General features: G+C 58.8%; 16 protein-coding genes and 1 pseudogene. 13 read left to right on the top strand and 4 right to left on the bottom strand.

Going from position 1 to position 17,967, the window contains the following annotated elements; translation table 11 throughout:
* From AC2FF7_RS04530 to AC2FF7_RS04505, 6 genes are all read left to right on the top strand, one after another.
* Positions 1-1,785 (top strand): sodium:solute symporter family protein, encoded by a 1,785-nt coding sequence (locus AC2FF7_RS04530; RefSeq protein WP_170352907.1) that lies wholly within the window; start codon positions 1-3, stop codon positions 1,783-1,785.
* A gap of 110 nt (positions 1,786-1,895) precedes the next feature.
* Positions 1,896-3,719 carry a DUF294 nucleotidyltransferase-like domain-containing protein gene (locus AC2FF7_RS04525; RefSeq protein ID WP_496905255.1) on the top strand — a complete coding sequence of 608 codons (1,824 nt, stop codon included), beginning with the start codon at positions 1,896-1,898 and terminating at the stop codon, positions 3,717-3,719.
* A gap of 25 nt (positions 3,720-3,744) precedes the next feature.
* A complete protein-coding gene (locus AC2FF7_RS04520; protein ID WP_496905254.1) occupies positions 3,745-4,263 on the top strand; it encodes a hypothetical protein in 519 nt (172 codons plus the stop codon).
* Between the two features lies 1 nt (position 4,264).
* Positions 4,265-5,677, top strand: coding sequence for a 3'-5' exonuclease (locus AC2FF7_RS04515; RefSeq protein ID WP_496905253.1), 1,413 nt, complete (start codon positions 4,265-4,267; stop codon positions 5,675-5,677).
* Positions 5,678-5,766: 89 nt separating this feature from the next.
* On the top strand, positions 5,767-6,267 hold the full coding sequence (locus AC2FF7_RS04510) for a flavin reductase family protein (RefSeq protein ID WP_209196525.1): 501 nt from the start codon (positions 5,767-5,769) through the stop codon (positions 6,265-6,267).
* A gap of 54 nt (positions 6,268-6,321) precedes the next feature.
* The gene (locus tag AC2FF7_RS04505; RefSeq protein ID WP_480867420.1) at positions 6,322-7,023 is read left to right on the top strand and encodes a sulfotransferase family 2 domain-containing protein; all 702 of its coding nucleotides are present in this window, start codon (positions 6,322-6,324) and stop codon (positions 7,021-7,023) included.
* On the opposite strand, the gene AC2FF7_RS04500 is transcribed toward AC2FF7_RS04505, so the two are convergent.
* Genes AC2FF7_RS04500 through AC2FF7_RS04490 form a run of 3 tightly spaced genes read right to left on the bottom strand, consistent with a single transcriptional unit; the run spans position 7,024 to position 9,253 of the window.
* Complete coding sequence (locus AC2FF7_RS04500; protein ID WP_170750768.1) at positions 7,024-7,503, bottom strand: DUF6505 family protein; 480 nt, start codon at positions 7,501-7,503, stop codon at positions 7,024-7,026.
* A 2-nt stretch (positions 7,504-7,505) separates the two neighbouring features.
* On the bottom strand, positions 7,506-8,195 hold the full coding sequence (locus AC2FF7_RS04495) for a biotin/lipoate--protein ligase family protein (RefSeq protein WP_496905252.1): 690 nt from the start codon (positions 8,193-8,195) through the stop codon (positions 7,506-7,508).
* Positions 8,192-9,253, bottom strand: a complete 1,062-nt coding sequence (locus AC2FF7_RS04490; protein WP_496905251.1) for an Mrp/NBP35 family ATP-binding protein — start codon at positions 9,251-9,253, stop codon at positions 8,192-8,194. Before AC2FF7_RS04490 ends, AC2FF7_RS04495 begins: the two co-directional genes overlap by 4 nt.
* A 109-nt stretch (positions 9,254-9,362) precedes the next feature.
* On the opposite strand from AC2FF7_RS04490, the gene AC2FF7_RS04485 reads away from it, so the two are divergent.
* The gene (locus tag AC2FF7_RS04485) at positions 9,363-10,091 is read left to right on the top strand and encodes a hypothetical protein (protein ID WP_170352887.1); all 729 of its coding nucleotides are present in this window, start codon (positions 9,363-9,365) and stop codon (positions 10,089-10,091) included.
* Here AC2FF7_RS04485 and AC2FF7_RS04480 read toward each other — a convergent pair.
* Positions 10,085-12,037, bottom strand: a complete 1,953-nt coding sequence (locus tag AC2FF7_RS04480) for a 4Fe-4S binding protein (protein ID WP_496905250.1) — start codon at positions 12,035-12,037, stop codon at positions 10,085-10,087. The genes AC2FF7_RS04485 and AC2FF7_RS04480 overlap by 7 nt on opposite strands.
* Positions 12,038-12,301: 264 nt before the next feature.
* On the opposite strand from AC2FF7_RS04480, the gene AC2FF7_RS04475 reads away from it, so the two are divergent.
* From AC2FF7_RS04475 to fdh3B, 6 genes and pseudogenes are all read left to right on the top strand, one after another.
* A complete protein-coding gene (locus tag AC2FF7_RS04475; RefSeq protein WP_170352885.1) occupies positions 12,302-12,856 on the top strand; it encodes a DUF3305 domain-containing protein in 555 nt (184 codons plus the stop codon).
* Positions 12,841-13,437, top strand: a pseudogene (locus tag AC2FF7_RS04470) (DUF3306 domain-containing protein); the annotation flags it as partial. The gene AC2FF7_RS04475 and the pseudogene AC2FF7_RS04470, both read left to right, overlap by 16 nt.
* A gap of 4 nt (positions 13,438-13,441) precedes the next feature.
* A complete protein-coding gene (locus AC2FF7_RS04465) occupies positions 13,442-14,053 on the top strand; it encodes a TorD/DmsD family molecular chaperone (protein ID WP_480867413.1) in 612 nt (203 codons plus the stop codon).
* A 63-nt stretch (positions 14,054-14,116) separates the two neighbouring features.
* Positions 14,117-14,305, top strand: coding sequence for a ubiquinol-cytochrome c reductase iron-sulfur subunit N-terminal domain-containing protein (locus tag AC2FF7_RS04460; protein ID WP_353393099.1), 189 nt, complete (start codon positions 14,117-14,119; stop codon positions 14,303-14,305).
* Positions 14,306-14,411: 106 nt separating this feature from the next.
* On the top strand, positions 14,412-17,306 hold the full coding sequence (locus AC2FF7_RS04455; RefSeq protein ID WP_480867411.1) for a formate dehydrogenase subunit alpha: 2,895 nt from the start codon (positions 14,412-14,414) through the stop codon (positions 17,304-17,306).
* A gap of 12 nt (positions 17,307-17,318) precedes the next feature.
* Positions 17,319-17,912, top strand: a complete 594-nt coding sequence (fdh3B, locus tag AC2FF7_RS04450; RefSeq protein ID WP_037307340.1) for a formate dehydrogenase FDH3 subunit beta — start codon at positions 17,319-17,321, stop codon at positions 17,910-17,912.
* The last annotated feature ends 55 nt before the right edge of the window (positions 17,913-17,967 follow it).

Here is a 17,967-nt window from a genome sequence, read left to right as displayed (position 1 = left end):
ATGGACCAGTTTACCATCAACCTGCTGTTTGTCGGCGCGTCTTTTGCGCTGTACATCGGCATCGCGATCTGGGCCCGGGCGGGTTCCACATCGGAATTCTACGCCGCCGGTCGCGGCGTTCACCCGGTCACCAACGGTATGGCGACAGCAGCGGACTGGATGTCAGCGGCCTCGTTCATCTCGATGGCGGGCCTGATTGCCTTCACCGGCTATGACAACTCGACCTTCCTGATGGGGTGGACCGGTGGCTACGTGCTGCTGGCTCTGCTGCTTGCGCCTTACTTGCGTAAGTTCGGCAAATACACCGTCTCGGAATTCATTGGCGACCGTTTTTACAGCCAGACCGCCCGTGTCGTTGCGGTGATTTGTCTTATCGTTGCCTCGGTGACCTACGTGATCGGTCAGATGACCGGTGTCGGCGTGGCCTTTGGCCGCTTCCTTGAGGTGTCGAACACATCCGGTCTGCTGATCGGTGCCTGTGTGGTGTTTGCCTACGCGGTGTTTGGTGGGATGAAGGGTGTGACCTACACTCAGGTTGCTCAGTACTGCGTGCTGATCACCGCCTACACCATCCCGGCGATCTTCATCTCGCTGCAGCTGACCGGCACCCCTGTTCCGGCGCTGGGTTTGTTTGGTGACACCGCAAGCGGTGAACCCCTGCTGACCAAGCTGGATGCCATTGTGACCGAGCTGGGCTTTAACGAATATACAGCCCACCACTCGAACACGCTGAACATGGTTCTGTTCACCCTGTCGCTGATGATCGGTACTGCGGGTCTGCCGCACGTCATCATGCGCTTCTTCACCGTTCCCAAAGTGTCTGACGCCCGCTGGTCCGCTGGCTGGACGCTGGTGTTCATCGCACTGCTGTACCTGACCGCCCCTGCGGTTGGCGCAATGGCCCGTCTGAACATCACCGACATGATGTGGCCTAATGGTGGTATCGAGGGCGGCGCTGTTTCTGTCGAAGCAATCGACACCGACCCGCGTTACGACTGGATGGCCACGTGGCAGAAAACCGGTCTTCTGGATTGGGAAGACAAGAACGGTGACGGTAAAATCCAGTACTATAACGACGCAAACGCCGACTTGCAGGCAATTGCCGAGGAAAAAGGCTGGGTTGGAAACGAGCTGACCAAGTTCAACCGTGACATCCTGGTTTTGGCCAACCCCGAAATTGCCAACCTGCCGGGTTGGGTGATCGGTCTGGTCGCGGCTGGTGGCCTTGCGGCTGCGCTGTCGACCGCCGCGGGTCTGTTGCTGGCGATCTCGTCGGCAGTGTCCCACGACCTGATCAAGGGTGCGATCAACCCGCAGATCTCGGAAAAAGGCGAGCTTCTGTCAGCGCGTATTGCAATGGCTGTAGCCATCGCTGTAGCAACGTGGCTGGGTCTGAATCCTCCGGGCTTCGCGGCGCAGACGGTGGCCTTGGCCTTCGGCTTGGCGGCAGCCTCGATCTTCCCGGCGCTGATGATGGGTATCTTCTCGACCCGCATCAACAACACCGGTGCGGTCGCGGGTATGCTGGCTGGTCTGGTTGTAACACTGATCTACATCTTCCTGCACAAGGGCTGGCTGTTCATTCCGGGCACCAACTCTTTCACTGATGCTGATCCGCTGCTGGGTCCGATCAAGTCGACCTCGTTCGGGGCGATCGGTGCCATGGTCAACTTTGCCGTCGCCTACTTCGTGGCCGGTGCGACCAAGGAAACTCCGCAGGAGATCAAAGATCTGGTCGAAAGCGTCCGCATTCCCCGTGGCGCGGGTGCAGCTCAGAATAAATGAGCATGATGCGGCCCAAAGCCTACTTGCCAAAGGCCGCGTCTTTCGACTGACTACTCCCGCCCGGCACTCTACCGGGCGGGATTTTTAAACCGGAAACCGAGGAGTATTCCATGCCCCTGTCCCATGATGAGATCACCCGGTTTCTGAAATCCGTACACCCTTATGACGCCCTGCCAGCGAATGTCTTGGATGCCATCGCACACCAGATCGAGGTGTGGGAGGTCGAAGAGGACTTCACGGTCTACAAATTGGGTCATTCTTTACCCGGTGTTTTTGTGATCTATGAGGGACAGATTGAGATCAAAGACCGGAACGATGTCGTCGTTTCGCATCTTGGTCTACGAAACTCATTCGGTGAACGCGGGCTTTTGAAGGATGGCAAGGCAATCACCAAGGCACGCGCCGACGCCTCATCGGTGCTGTTGCTTTTGCCTCCGGATCTGGTGCGCGAATTGATCGCCGGACATGAAGTCGTCGCAAAGTTCTTCAACCGCAGCCGCACCACACGCGCGGGACCACAGAGTCTGGCCACCAGTTCGATCGACGTTCTGATGGCGCGCAACCCAGCCACCTGCCCGCCTGATACACCGGTCCGCGAAGCCGCGCAGCTGATGCGTGACAAGCATATCTCATCGCTGTGCGTAACGGATCAGGAAACTCTTCTTGGCATCGCGACCCTGCGCGACGTGTCCGGCAAGTTTGTCGCGGACGAAATGCCAGCGGACACGCCCGTTGCCGCGATCATGACCGCTAACCCGATTACCCTGTCACCTTCCGATATCGGCTCGGATGTTCTGCATATCATGATGGAACGGGGGATTGGCCATGTTCCAATCTCCGAAGGTGGGCGGTTAGTCGGTATCGTTACTCAAACCGACCTGACCCATTATCAGGCCGTCAATTCGGCCGAACTTGTGCGCCAGATTGCAGCTGCGCAGACAGCGCAACAAATGGCGACTGTGACCGATGAAATTCCACAGCTTCTGGTACAGCTTGTTGCCGCAGGAAACCGACACGAGATCGTCACGCGCCTGATCACGGATATCGCTGACACAGCCACCCGTCGACTGTTAGCCTTGGCCGAAGCCAAGCTTGGCCCGCCCCCCGTACCCTATCTGTGGCTGGCCTGCGGATCGCAAGGGCGGCAGGAACAGACTGGTGTCTCTGATCAGGACAATTGCTTGATGCTGGAAGACAGCGTGACCGACGGTGACATGCCCTATTTTCATGCGATGGCACAGTTTGTATCGGACGGGCTGGACACATGCGGGTACTTCTATTGCCCCGGCGACATGATGGCGACAAACCCGCGCTGGTGCCAACCGGTACACGTGTGGCGCGACTATTTCAAAGGTTGGATCGCCAAGCCGAACCCCGAAGCACAAATGCTGGCATCCGTCATGTTTGACTTACGCCCGATCGGTGGCGCATTCGAGCTGTTCGACAAGCTGCAAGCCGATACGCTGGCTGCAGCCCGGGCGAATTCGATCTTTGTGGCGCACATGATTTCAAACTCGTTGAAACATACGCCTCCGCTTGGTTTGTTACGGGGATTTGCGACGATCCGGTCAGGTGAGCACCGCAATACACTGGATTTAAAGCACAACGGTGTCGTTCCCGTCGTCGATCTGGCCCGGATTTACAGTTTGCAGGGCGAGCTTCCCGAGGCGAACACGCGCGCGCGTTTACGGGCGGCTGGAGCGGCTGGTATCCTAAGCGAGTCCGGAGCGCGGGACCTGCTGGATGCATACGATCTGATTGCTGAAACCCGTCTGGAACACCAGGTGCGGCTTGTAAAAAGTGGCGAAAAGCCGGACAACTTCATGCCACCCACGGCCCTGTCCGATTTCGAACGCAGCCATCTTCGGGACGCGTTCGTCGTGATCAAGACGATGCAATCGGCGGCGGGCCACGGAAAAGGTATGCTGGGTTGAACCGGCCGAAATTGGGAGAAACGCAATGTTCCTGGAACTGATCGCCACACTCTTCGCAGGCGTTGCATTTGCAGGCGTCGTGATGCTGGTGAACAAGATGACGGGCGGTCGCTTGCCAAGGTGGGCAGCCCCTGTTGCAGCCGGTTTGGGGATGATCGGAATGACCATTTCCAGCGAATATTCCTGGTATGACCGCACCAAAGATACGCTGCCTGAAGGCATGGCGATTATTCAAGAAATCGAAAGTCGCGCTTTTTATCGCCCCTGGACCTATGCGGTCCCCTTTGTTGAACGTTTTGCCGCGATTGACACAGCCTCGGTTCGGACCAACGAACAGGTGCCCGAGCAACGGTTGGTAGACCTTTACTTTTTTGGGCGCTGGTCCCCGGTTTCCAAGCTGCCGGTCGCTGTGGATTGCGCACAAAACCAGCGCGCCAATCTGGCGGACGGGGCCGAATTCGGATCCGAAGGTCAGCTGCTGAACGCTGACTGGATCAACGCAGAAACCAACGACCCCATCATCGAGGCCACCTGCGGAGTGTAACATGCTGACCCGGTTAAGCCTGCGCTTACGCATCTTCCTGTTTTTTTGCCTGCTGGCTGTAGGCGGGTTAGCTGTCAGTTCTCTCGCCTTGTGGATCAGTTATCGGCGCGTTGCAGATCCTGAATTGGTCAACGCCTTCATCTTTGCTGAAATCCTTATGGCTTTTGGCTTTGTGGCGCTGATAGTCGCCGTTTGGTTGCTGTTTGATGACAACGTCGCCAAGCCGATCGAGCGTCTTTCGGCTGAGCTGCGCGCGCGCGCACACGCAGGCGTCAACCGGGAAATGGATGTTCAGGCCGCGCGTTACCTGGGTGATCTGGCCCCTGCTGCGGCTGGTCTGGCCGACCAGCTGTCAGAGAAGACTATGAGCGTAGCCGAAGCCGTCGCTGCTGAAACCGCCCATCTTGCTGCCGAAAAGCAGAGGCTGACAGCCTTGCTGACCGACATTCCGGTGGCCATGCTGCTGGCCAGCCCGACGCATAAGATCGTGCTCTATGATGGTCAGGCGGCCGAAGTTCTGGCGCAGATTTCACATCCCCGCCTGAATGCGTCGATGTCCGAGTATTTTCAGATGGGTCCCTTGGAACAAGCCTTTGCCAAACTTACCAAAACAGGGCTTGAGGTCGGTTGCACTCTCACAAGTATCGACGGCACACAAAACTATATGACGCGTATGAAACCCTTGGGCGACGCACCAGGTTACATGCTGATTTTTGACGACAGTGCCACAAACATCGCGCCCGAGGCCGCGCGGCCGCTGGTCTATGACTTTGCCCTATTGAACTCGGCTGCCAATAAGGAACTGCGTACACTTGACCTGCGCGAGCTTTGCTTTGTTGTGTTTGATACCGAAACCACGGGGCTGCTGCCACACAAGGACGAAATTGTGCAGATCGGAGCAGTGCGTGTCGTAAATGGCCGGATCATTGAAGGCGAACGGCTGGATATATTGGTCAACCCCGGTATGCCAATCCCTGCTGCCTCGACCAAGGTTCACAAGATCACAGACAATATGGTCTCGGGCGCGCCTGGAATCGCCGAGGCTGGCAAGGTCTTTCATCAATTTGCGCAGGACGCGGTGATCGTGGCCCATAATGCGCCATTCGACATGGCCTTTCTGCGCCGCCATGCGAACCGGATGGGCGTTGAATGGAACCACCCAATTTTGGATACTGTCCTGCTGTCCGCCGTTCTGTTCGGCGCCAGTGACACACACACGCTGGACGCCGTGTGCGACAGGCTCGACATCACTATCCCGCCAGAGTTGCGCCATACGGCGCTGGGGGATGCGGTCGCAACTGCCGAGGCGCTGGTTCGTATGTTACCGATGCTTGAGGCACGCGGCATGACCACCTTTGGCGCGGTGATCGAGGCGACCCGTCAGCACGGACGCTTACTGGAAGATCTGAACTAGGCTGGAAAAATACAGTTTCAAGCGCAGCTTTTCGTGGACAATTTCACTGGGCCGTGGCACCTGAGGCGCGGCCACTGAATGAGCGCGTGATGACCGAGACCACTTTCACCCCATCCCCCGACCAAAGCATCGCTTTCCGCGAAGCCTTGGGCTGTTTCGGAACAGGGGTCACCGTTGTGACAACGCATACCGAAATGGGGCCGCGGGCGATCACGGTGAATTCGTTTTCGTCGGTCTCGCTAGATCCACCTCTGGTTCTTTGGTGCCTTGCAAAGGACTCAAACCGGTTCGGCGCGTTCCATAACTGCCAGCATTATTCGATCCATGTCATGGCCGAAGATCAGCAGGATCAAGCACTGAAGTTTGCCGAAAATGGCGAAGACTTCTCCCACGCAGATTGGATAGCTGACCATGCCAAGCGTCCGCACCTGTCTGATTGCCTTGCTCGGTTTGATTGCACGCTAAACGCCCAACACGATGCCGGAGATCACCTTATCCTGATTGGCCAGGTCGAAAAGGTGATGTACCGCACAGGCAAGGGGTTGATTTTCAAGCGTGGACAATTTGGGGGTTTTGCCGATCTAATATAGATCAATAAGCCCAAATTACATTGCTATATCTGAATAATACAGCAATGTAGTGCGATGATCGGCACCAGGAATAAAATAGTCTTCGTCCACATACCCAAAACCGGCGGAAGCTCGGTCGCATGGGCGTTACGTAAGGAATTTGATCGGCCGAATCCGTTGCAGCGGATGTTAAAAAGCTTGGACGGTCGAACGATAAACAGGGGCATCTACCAAAAGTCGCGGTTCCAGCCGCTTCCAGATCATGCCAAGGCGATAGACTATCTGGAACGCTTGGGCCCAGTGTATTGGACAATGCGCTCGGTTGCATTCGTTCGTAATCCATTCGACTTGTTGATTTCACTTTATAGCTACATCCAACAAACCGAAATTCATCATGACCACCAGGCGGTCAAAGGTATTTCTTTTGAAGAGTTTATATTGACGCGCTGCGGAGGCGAGCTTTCACCTTACAGACAAACAAGTTTTCTGTTGGACGAACAGAACCGATGTCTTGTCAGCTTTGTTGGCCGAATGGAAAACCTAGGCACCAACTTCCAGAGTTTTTGTGCGAAAGTCGACATCCAAGCCAGTTTAAGCCACCAAAACAAGTCCAATAGATCAAGGGTAGTTGCGGATCACTACAACTCCGAGATGATAGATATTGTCGTCGAAACGTTCCGCGCGGATTTCAACTTACTAGGCTACAGCACTGATCCGAATAACCAATCCATAGACCAGATGGAGTTGCTGAAGCACCCTAAGCTGAAACCAATTTAGTCACTCGTCCAGCGACCCATGCACGGCCAGTGCCTCAAGTTGGGTTTCCTGCGGGGTGATGATGCGGAAAGCCTCATGCACACCCGTCTCGGATAGTTCACGCGCGACGGTCAGCAGGGTGTTGGGCGCATGTTCTTCGCATAGCTCGGACATATGAGTGATTTCGGCTTGCGCGACGCCCATCGCCGCCTCAACCGAAGGCGCGCCGTAGATTTGTACGAAATGCTCGGCCAGGTTCTGCGCAATCTGGTCGATCTCGGCTGGTTCCACTTGCGTCACTGCCACGAATGTCACCCGGCCAAAGGTCTCGACACCCAGCCATCCGTTCGCGAAAGCCTGCCGGGCCTTGCCCTCAAGATCGCCCTCGCCCCAGTTCGAAAACTCGAACCCGCCAGAGATGCACCACTCGCCCGTGCGGGCCGGGGAATGAAACACGTTCATGTCGCTTTCGTCGAAATGAATTGCGCGGGCCAGTTTCATCTTTAGTTCTCCAGTAGATCCGTCAAGGGGCGCAGGGTTGTTTCGGCACCGTCGCGGATCAGCATTCCGAACCGCTCGTCGGCGCCCAGAAAGACACCTGTGTCATAGGGTTCGCCCACCCCGCGTAGCAGCCCCATCCATTCGGCATGAAGCGGCGCATTTCCGTCCTCTTGCCAGCGGTTGAGCCATGTCAGCATATGCCTCGACCAGCTTTCAACCAGTTGAGTCGGCGACACCTCAGCACAGCCCTCATCATAAAGCGCTGTAATATCTGGGTTTTCACCGGGCGCATCGCTGGTTTGCAGCAGTGCCAGTTCCCAGCCGACGATCAGCCAATCGGGCTCTTCCTCGGGCGCGGTGCTTGAGGCCGTGACCTGAAACATCCCACATTTAGCCCCGTTCACACAGATCGGGCCGTCCCAGTCCAGATGGACCGCCACCTCGGGCGGGGCCAGCGCGCCCAGTGCGTTCTGAAACCCCACGGCACAGAGCGGCAACATCACCATCGCGTCCTGCAGCGGAACTTCGGGTGCAAAGACGATAGCCACGCGTAAGCGGTCAGCCTGAATGTTGTAAACCACGGTGCCCGCATCGCATCCCAGCGCGGCCATGGCTTGCGCGCGCTGAAACGGATCTTGTCCCCCCTGCACCGGGTGACCGACCAACAGAGGGGGAAAAACCGGCTCGCTCATGCGTTTCCCCTGGCGATCAAGTCGCGGGCGATTTTGCGGAACGCGTCGGCCTGCGGGCTGTCGGGTTTGCTGACTACGATGGGCGCTCCCCCATCAGCGGCCACGCGAATGTCCAGATGCAACGGGATTTCCCCCAGCAGCGGTACACCCAGCGATTCAGCCTCGGATTTGACACCACCATGGCCGAACACATGTTCCTCATGCCCGCAATTCGAACAGATATGGGTGGACATGTTCTCGATCATGCCGACGATGGGCGTTTTCAACTGGTTGAACATGTCGATCCCCTTGCGGGCATCGATCAGGGCTACGTCCTGCGGGGTCGACACAACAATCGCGCCATCCACCTGGAACTTTTGGCTCAGCGTCAGTTGCACGTCACCGGTGCCGGGCGGCAGGTCGACGATCAGCACATCCAACGCGCCCCATTGCACCTGGTTCATCATCTGCTGCAACGCGCCCATCAGCATCGGACCTCGCCAGACAACCGCCTGCCCTTCGTTGGTCATCAGCCCCATGGACATCATGGTGACGCCGTGATTGCGTAACGGCAGAATCGTCTTGCCATCCGGGCTGGCCGGACGACCCGAAACACCCAGCATCCGGGGCTGCGAAGGGCCGTACACATCCGCATCCAACAGACCCACGCGCCGCCCCTCGGCGGCCAGCGCACAGGCGAGGTTCGCGGACACGGTCGATTTACCGACACCCCCCTTACCCGAGGCCACGGCGATGATGCGATCCACGCCCGCCACCGGCTGCGGACCTGTTTGCGAAGGTTTGGGTTTCGGCTTCAGATCCGGCGGTGCCTTGTCGGAATGCGCGGTCAGCATGGCCGAGACCTTGGACACACCATCAACCATCTGCGCGGCCTGCTCGGCCGCTGCGCGCACGGGTTCCATCTTGTCGGCGTTCTTAGGGTCGATCTCCATCACGAAGCGTACGGTGTCACCTTCGACATTCAGGGCACGCACGATCCCGGCGCTGACAATGTCTTGTCCGGACATGGGATCGGTGATTTTCTTCAGGTTCGCCAGAATTGCGTCACGAACACTCATGCCTTTTCTCCGTGTGTCGATCCAACCAAGTGGTTGATTTTCATTGCATGTGTCTCCGTCTCATTCAGTTTATTTGACGCAATCGGGGCGCTGCCGTTAGGCTGACCCCATGCGCGTTATCCTTTTGTGCCTGAGCCTGACGCTCTCCGCCACCCCCTCTTGGTCGCAAGAGGCGCTGGGACTGGCTGCCCCGCCCGAGGTTGCCGACTCTGGTCTGTTGCAACATATTCTTCCGCGCTTCTCGCTCAAGACCGGGATACGCGTTATTGCGGATGATACCGGCGTTTTGGTGTTGGAAAGCGGCCCGCCGGGTGATCCGGTCTTTGCCCGCGACGGTGTGATCTATCACCTCAGGATCGGCGAGGATGCCAAACACGAACGTTTCCGCGACTGGCTGCTGTCCGATATCGGCAAGCGCACGGTTGAAGGGTTTGCTCCGGAAACCGGCGCGCCCTTCTCGGCCGAGTTCGAAGTTGCCGCGGTGCAGGAAGAGGTGGTTGTTGATGGCGACGCCGCATGGGGAGAAGAGCTGTCGATGACTCATTGCGGGCGGTGCCACGTGATCGGCCCGCAAAACCGCATGAATGGGCTGGGCTCGACGCCATCCTTTGCAGTCCTGCGCGCCATGCCCGACTGGTCGGAACGATTCGAGGCGTTCTTTGCCCTGAACCCACACCCCGCCTTTACCCAGATCGACGGGCTGACATTGCCCTTTGACCCCGAACGCCCCTCGCCCATCCACCCCGTCCAGATGACGCTGGACGAGTTGGAGGCGATACTGGCCTTTGTATCGGTCATCAAAGCCGCGGATCTGGGCGCACCGTTGCAGCTTCAGTGATCCTTGCGCTTTGTGAAATAATCCTCGGTCGTAACAACCTTGGGACGCGGCGCAGACTGGAACGGGTTGTCCTGTTGCTGGAACTGCGCGTTCACACGGCAGTTATCGCACATCTGGATCATCCGCGCCTTGTCCGAGGTGGCAAACATCGGATGCGTGCCCGACAGCTTCTCCATGATCCGTTCGACCGTGGATTTCACACCGAACAGCGCGCCACATTCGACGCATGCAAATGGTTCTTCCTCGTTCAACACCTGCTGAGACAGGGCGGCATCGCTCAGGTCCAGTTGCGGGACCAGCGTGATCGCGTCCTCGGGGCAGATTGTTCGGCACATACCGCATTGCAGGCAGGCATCCTGCTGGAAGTTCAACTGCGGCATGTCAGGGTTGTCGATCAACGCCCCCGACGGGCAGAGCGACACGCAGCTTAGGCACAGCGTGCAACTGTCTGTGTTCACCGCCACCGCTCCGTAAGGCGCATCTTCGGGCAATGGCAACGGAGCTTCGGCCTGAGGGTTGAGCGCCTGCGCGGCCAAGCGTGCGATTTGACGCCGGTTTCCCAAGGGAAGCACCGGATCGGCCAAAGGCTCTGGTACGTCCTGTGCGTATAGTTCGTCAGACATCGCATCCGGATCAGCCTGATCAATCAGGCCCAGCTTCCCCGCGCCTGCTATGGCCTCGGCCAGTGCCAGTTCACGATCCAACGCGTCCCGCTCGGTCGTTGGTGCCAGCAAGACATCCACACGAGCAAACCCATGGGCCAGCGCGGCCAGCATTTCGGAATGGCCAAACCCCGAGATCACGTTCAGTTCCAATGGGATCACGTCGGCAGGCAAACCGCGACCAAAGCGGGCGGACAGTCGGATCATTTCAGCCCCGTGGGCATCATGAACCAGCAGCCGGGGCGCTTGTCCCTCGGCCCGTCGATAAGTGCGCGCCAGAATGTGCATCCGGGACAAAAGTGCTGCAACCGGCGGGTCTTCGTAGGTGATCGCCGTCGAGGGGCAAACCGCCGCGCATTCTCCGCATCCGGCACAGATCATAGGATCGATAGCCACATGTTCACCCGCAGAGGTGATCGCACCAGTCGGGCAGATGTCCAGACAGTTCGAACACCCTACCTGTTCGGCGCGGGAATGGGCGCAGAGGGTTTCCTCCATCCGCACATAAAGAGGTTTTTCAAAGGTGCCGACCAGTTGCGCGGCCTCAAAGGCCAGGCGTTCAACGGCGACCGTATCCTTGGGATCGGCCCTCAGATACCCCTCGCGCTTGGCAGGGGCCTGCACGAAAGGCGTATCACCGGTCAGATCCAGCACGATATCGCAGGAGGAGCCCGCCCCGTCGCGCGGTTCAGACCATGCAAACGCCCCGCGCCCGCCGGGTTCTAACTGTTGTAGCGCATCCAGCCGCAGGGAAAATCCGCCCAAAGCACCGGTCAGCGACCGAACGCGCCCGCGCACCACATCATAGGCGCGCGACATCGGCTCGCTATCGTCGGTGCTCAGGACCGTGACGGCCAAGGTAGGCGAAAGACGCTCGGCCAGATCAAACGCCACCGCGCCGGGGCCGATGATAAAACACGTGCCTTCGCTGACGACATCCACGCCGGGCGTGATCGGCTGCGGCAACAGCGCCTCGGCCGCCAGCGCAGCCATCTTGGGGGCGGCATCCGCGCCCTCATCCGACCATCCCGCGCGGTCACGTAGATCGACGAAACCAGGTGCCTCGACCCCAAGCTCATCGGCCAAGTTGCGAAAAACTTCCTGCTCTTGCCCACAGGCGACGATCACGTCACCGTCTTGCATAAAATTCGCAGCTGTATCCAACTCGCGCGTACACAGCGCCGTGTGGACCTTGGAACATGTCGCATCGCAGGCGGATGCCATCTTGTCTGCGTCCACGCGCTGAGTGCCCGCGCAGTCGCATAATAGTAGTTTGGTGCTCATATCCCCTCCCCGGATGTCGCGCCATCTCACAGCACAGTAGGCTGTATTCGGGGGACGGCAATGTAAACCCCATCGCAAACACGCCAAATCCAACCCCCGGACGCGCTACACAACCCTGTTTTTCTACCCGGGAACAAGGCCCCTCACGAACTCGCTATCGACGTATGCGACTAAAGTCGTAGTGCTTGGACTTGGCAGAAGATCATTTTGTGTACCATAGTGGACACGGGGAAGGCAGGGGAGAGCCTTCCGGGGAGGATTTACGTGGCGAAGGCCGCTACTCAGATTGAAATGCCGATAGGCGTTGTTGTGCGCAAAACACCCGGTGTCACTCGCTGGGCGAAATGGAACTGGCGTGCGATTGCGGTGTTGCCCGGTGCGGGCCCTGCCGATTGGCACGAAATGCGCCGGGAAGGCGAAGCTGTGGAATACCACGCGGCCACCCTGCCCCTGACGCTGTGGGCGGATGAGACCGAGGCGTATATGGTCAACCTGTCCGACGGCACGCCCTCGATATACCTTGTGCTGCGGGATGCGCTGGACGGGCAACGCCCGATGGATGCTGTGCTGGTTACAGCCTCACCCTATGAAGGGCAGGATTACGCGGATACCGGCGAAGAGATTGTCGAGAAAATTCCAATGACCGACGGGCTGATCGCCTGGGTACGGGATTTCGCGTTGGAACATCACCGCGATGAAGTCTTCGTTAAACGCAAGCGCGACAAGAAACGCACTGATTTGGTCGAAGATGGCAAAGGCGATGCGCGCATACGGCAAGAGTCCGATGTTTACCGCGCCCCGCGGAGGATCATCCAATGACTGAAGCCCGCGATTTCTGGTCCCGCCGCAAAGCCGCCGTTCAGGCCGAGGCTGAGGCCGAAGTAATCGCAGCCGAAGAACAGGTGATCGCAGACCAGCGCGCCGAGCTTGAGGAAAAGACCGACGCCGAGATTCTGGCCGAGCTTAACCTCCCCGATCCCGATCAGTTGCAAGCGGGCGATGACGTCTCGGGCTTTATGGCCAAAGCCGTTCCCGACCGTCTTCGCCGCCGCGCCCTGCGCAGGTTGTGGCGGCTGAACCCGGTGTTGGCCAATGTCGATGGGCTGGTCGATTATGGCGAAGACTATACCGACGCGGCCTGTGTGATCGAAAACCTGCAGACCGCCTATCAGGTCGGCAAGGGCATGTTGGCTCATGTCGAAGCGCTGGCCGCCAAGGCCGAAGTCGAGGCGGAAGATTCCGATATCGAGGTCGAGGCCGAGGAGCCTCAGCCTGAACCCGAAGAGATCGACACCCCCGACCCAGAGCCCGTTCTCTTGGCTGAAATAGAACCAGACGCGCCGGAGGAGGCGGAAGTCGCCCCTGCCCCGCGCCGCATGAAATTTGAATTCGAAGGATAACCGAATGACCGCAAGTGAAGCGCAACAGATGGATGTCTCGGCCGAGGATCGCCTGCGCGCGGATTTCTATAACTTTCTGGGCCTGCTGTTGGCCGGTCCGCCAGATCAGATGCTGCTGGACCAGATGGTGGGCCTCAGCGGCGATGACAGCGATCTGGGTCAGGCTATTCAGGCGATGGCTCGGGTGGCCAAAGTCACCAAACCTGCGGCTGCTGAACGTGAGTTCAACGCACTGTTCATTGGGTTGGGACGCGGAGAGCTTCTGCCCTATGCCAGCTTTTACCTGACCGGATTCCTGAACGAGAAACCATTGGCACAGCTGCGCAATGACATGGCCGTGCGCGGTATTACCCGGGCGCAAAACGTCTATGAACCCGAAGACAACATCGCCTCGTTGATGGAGATGATGGCGGGGATGATCGTCGGCCGGTTCGGCCCGCCCGCGTCTTTGGAAGACCAGAAAGCGTTCTGGAACAAACATATCGGCCCTTGGGCCACGCATTTCTATTCGGATTTGGAAGGCGCCGAGAACTCGGTCCTCTATGCCTCGGTCGGCACTGCCGGTCGGGTCTTCATGGAGATCGAGCGCGAAGCTTTCCGAATGTCGGCAGCGTGAGACGTTGTCATTCGCCAGCGTCCCTTGCGGGGCGTTAAACTGCAAATGGGAAAGGAGAACCCCATGAGCAAGACCAAGGAAGAAGGTGCAACGCGCCGCGACTTCCTCAAACTGGCCGGAACCGCAGCACCCGCTGCTGTCGCCGCAGCCAGCCTGACCGGAAAGGCCGAGGCAGCTGAGCTGCCCACGGACGAAACCCGGATGCAGGACACCGCGCATACACGCGCATATCTGGAAAGCACCCGGTTCTAGGATCGGACGTTTTCACCACCCGACAGACGGTTGCGATTGGCCCTGACGTCGGTTTTGCGAAGTACCAAGCAGCTGTGGCTGACACGGCACGCAAGGGAGGAAAGTAATGCTTAGGAAAAAGACCAACGGGGTTGCGAGACGCCCCCAGCGGACAAGTATCCTGTCCCAGGTCGGCGAGAAAACCGTCGATCGCCGCGCATTCCTGCGTGGCTCGGGCCTGACGATCGGCGGCCTTGCCGCGATCAGCGCCACGGGTGGAACCGTGACGCCAGCCAGTGCCCAGACAGCGGCGAACAAGGCCGTTGAAAACATCAAATCCGTATGCACCCACTGCTCGGTTGGCTGTACCGTCGTTGCCGAAGTGCAGAATGGCGTCTGGGTCGGGCAGGAACCCGGCTGGGACAGCCCGTTCAACCTGGGTGCGCACTGCGCCAAGGGGGCCTCGGTCCGCGAGCACGCTCATGGCGAACGCCGCCTTAAGTACCCGATGAAAAAGGAAGGCGGAGAGTGGAAGCGCATCAGCTGGGAACAGGCGATCGACGAGATCGGCGACGGCATGATGAACATCCGCCAGGAATCCGGGCCGGACAGCGTGTACTGGCTGGGTTCTGCGAAACACAATAACGAACAGGCTTATCTGTTCCGCAAGTTCGCCGCCTACTGGGGCACGAACAACGTGGACCATCAGGCCCGTATCTGCCACTCAACCACTGTTGCGGGCGTTGCGAACACATGGGGCTATGGCGCCATGACCAACTCGTACAACGACATGCACAACAGCCGGGCCATCTTTATCATCGGTGGTAACCCGGCCGAGGCGCACCCCGTCTCGTTGCTGCATATCCTGCGTGCGAAAGAGCAAAACAACGCCCCTCTGATCGTCTGCGACCCGCGCTTTACGCGCACCGCGGCCCACGCGGATGAATATGTCCGTTTCCGCCCCGGCACCGACGTTGCACTGGTCTGGGGCATCCTGTGGCACATCTTCGACAACGGCTGGGAGGACAAAGAGTTCATCCGCACCCGTGTCTGGGGTATGGACCAGATCCGCGAAGAGGTTGCCAAGTGGAACCCCGACGAGGTTGAGCGCGTCACCGGTACGCCCGGCTCGCAGCTGCGCCGCGTCGCCCGGACCATGGTGAACAACCGTCCTGGCACCGTCGTATGGTGCATGGGTGGTACACAGCACACCAACGGCAACAACAACACCCGCGCGTACTGCGTGCTTCAGCTTGCGCTTGGCAACATGGGCACATCGGGTGGTGGCACCAACATCTTCCGCGGCCACGACAACGTGCAGGGCGCAACAGACCTTGGTGTTCTGTCCCACACCCTGCCCGGCTACTATGGCCTGTCCAAGGGTGCTTGGGGCCACTGGGCGCGTGTCTGGGGTGAAGACCCTGAATGGCTAGCGGGTCAGTTCGCCACGATCAAGGACAAGGAAGGCAAGGACAAGCCGCTTCAGAACGAGCGCGGCATCCCGGTCTCCCGTTGGATCGATGGTGTTCTGGAAGACCCAGCCAACATGGATCAGGACAATAATGTCCGTGCCATGGTTCTGTGGGGCCACGCGCCCAACTCGCAGACCCGGATGACGGAAATGAAGACGGCGATGGAGAAGCTGGACATGCTGGTCGTGATCGACCCGTACCCCACCGTCTCGGCCGTGCTGCATGACCGCACCGACGGCGTCTACCTGTTGCCCGCCTGTACGCAGTTCGAAACACGTGGCTCGGCCACGGCATCGAACCGGTCGCTGCAGTGGCGCGACAAGGTGGTTGATCCGCTGTTCGAAAGCTTGCCGGACGAGGTCATCATGGCCAAGTTCGCCAACAAGTTCGGCTGGGCGGACCGCTTCTTCCGTAATATCGAGATGGAAGATGCCGAGACCCCGAATGTTGAAAGCATCACGCGTGAATTCAACTCGGGCCTCTGGACCATCGGCTATACCGGGCAGTCGCCGGAACGTCTGAAAAGCCACATGGCCAACCAGCACACGTTCGACAGAACCACGCTGCAAGCCATCGGTGGACCCAACGACGGCGAATACTACGGCCTTCCGTGGCCCTGCTGGGGCACGCCGGAGATGGGTCATACGGGGACACCGAACCTCTATGACATGTCCAAACCGGTGGCCGAAGGCGGCCTGACTTTCCGCGCCCGTTTCGGTGTGGAACGCGATGGTGACAACCTGCTGGCCGAAGGGGTCTATAGCGTTGGATCGGAAATTCAGGATGGTTATCCGGAATTCACGATGCAGATGCTGATGGATCTTGGCTGGGATGGCGATCTGACAGCCGAGGAACGCGCGGCGATTGACGCTGTTGCGGGTCCTGAAACCAATTGGAAGACCGACCTCTCCGGCGGTATCCAGCGGGTTGCGATCAAGCATGGCTGTGCGCCCTTCGGGAACGCCAAAGCCCGCGCGGTCGTCTGGACCTTCCCGGATCCGATCCCACTGCACCGCGAGCCGCTATATACCAACCGGCGCGATCTGGTGGAGGACTATCCGACCTACGAGGACCGTCAGGCTTATCGTCTACCCACCCTTTATGCTTCGATCCAAAAGAACGACTTTTCAAAGGATTATCCGATAATCCTGACGTCAGGTCGTCTGGTCGAATATGAAGGCGGCGGTGATGAAACCCGGTCGAACCCATGGCTGGCCGAGCTTCAGCAGGACATGTTCGTCGAGATCAACCCCCGCGATGCCAACAACCTTGGTATTCGTGACGGATCACAGGTCTGGGTCGAAGGTCCTGAGGGCGGAAAGGTCAAGGTGATGGCGATGTTGACCAACAGGGTTGGCGCCGGCGTGGCCTTTATGCCGTTCCACTTTGGCGGCCATTTCCAGGGCGAGGATCAGCGGCACAAATACCCCGCAGGTGCAGACCCCTATGTCTTGGGTGAAAGTTCTAACACCGCCCAGACCTATGGCTACGACTCAGTAACCCAGATGCAGGAGACCAAATGTACTCTCTGCAAGATCTCGGCAGCGTAAAGGAGGACGAAAATGGCTAGAGCAAAGTTTCTCTGCGACGCTGAACGCTGCATCGAGTGCAACGCCTGTGTCACCGCGTGTAAAAACGAGCACGAGGTGCCATGGGGCATCAACCGCCGCAGGGTGGTGACGATCAATGACGGCAACCCGGGCGAACGCTCGATCTCGGTGGCCTGTATGCATTGTTCGGATGCGCCTTGCATGGCGGTGTGCCCGGTCGACTGCTTCTATCAAAACGAAGAAGGGGTCGTCCTGCACTCCAAAGACCTGTGCATTGGCTGCGGCTATTGCTTCTACGCGTGCCCGTTCGGTGCGCCGCAATACCCGCAGGCGGGCAACTTCGGATCACGCGGCAAGATGGATAAATGTACCTTCTGTGCCGGTGGTCCCGAAGAAACGCACTCGACCGCAGAGTTCGCCAAATATGGTCGCAACCGGATCGCCGAGGGCAAACTGCCTATCTGCGCCGAGATGTGTTCCACCAAGGCCCTGCTTGCCGGTGACGGCGACGTGGTCTCGGCCATCTACCGCGAACGCGTTGTGGCACGCGGGTTTGGCTCGGGCGCGTGGGGTTGGGGCACCGCCTACGACCAGAAAGACGGCTAAGTTCGTCTTATTGAACCAAACAGACGACCCGCATGCGTGGGTCGTCTGAACTGGA

Source organism: Ruegeria sp. YTSC325, from assembly GCF_059609525.1.
Note: the sequence above shows the minus strand (reverse complement) of the source record. Positions and strands in the feature narration are given on the sequence as shown.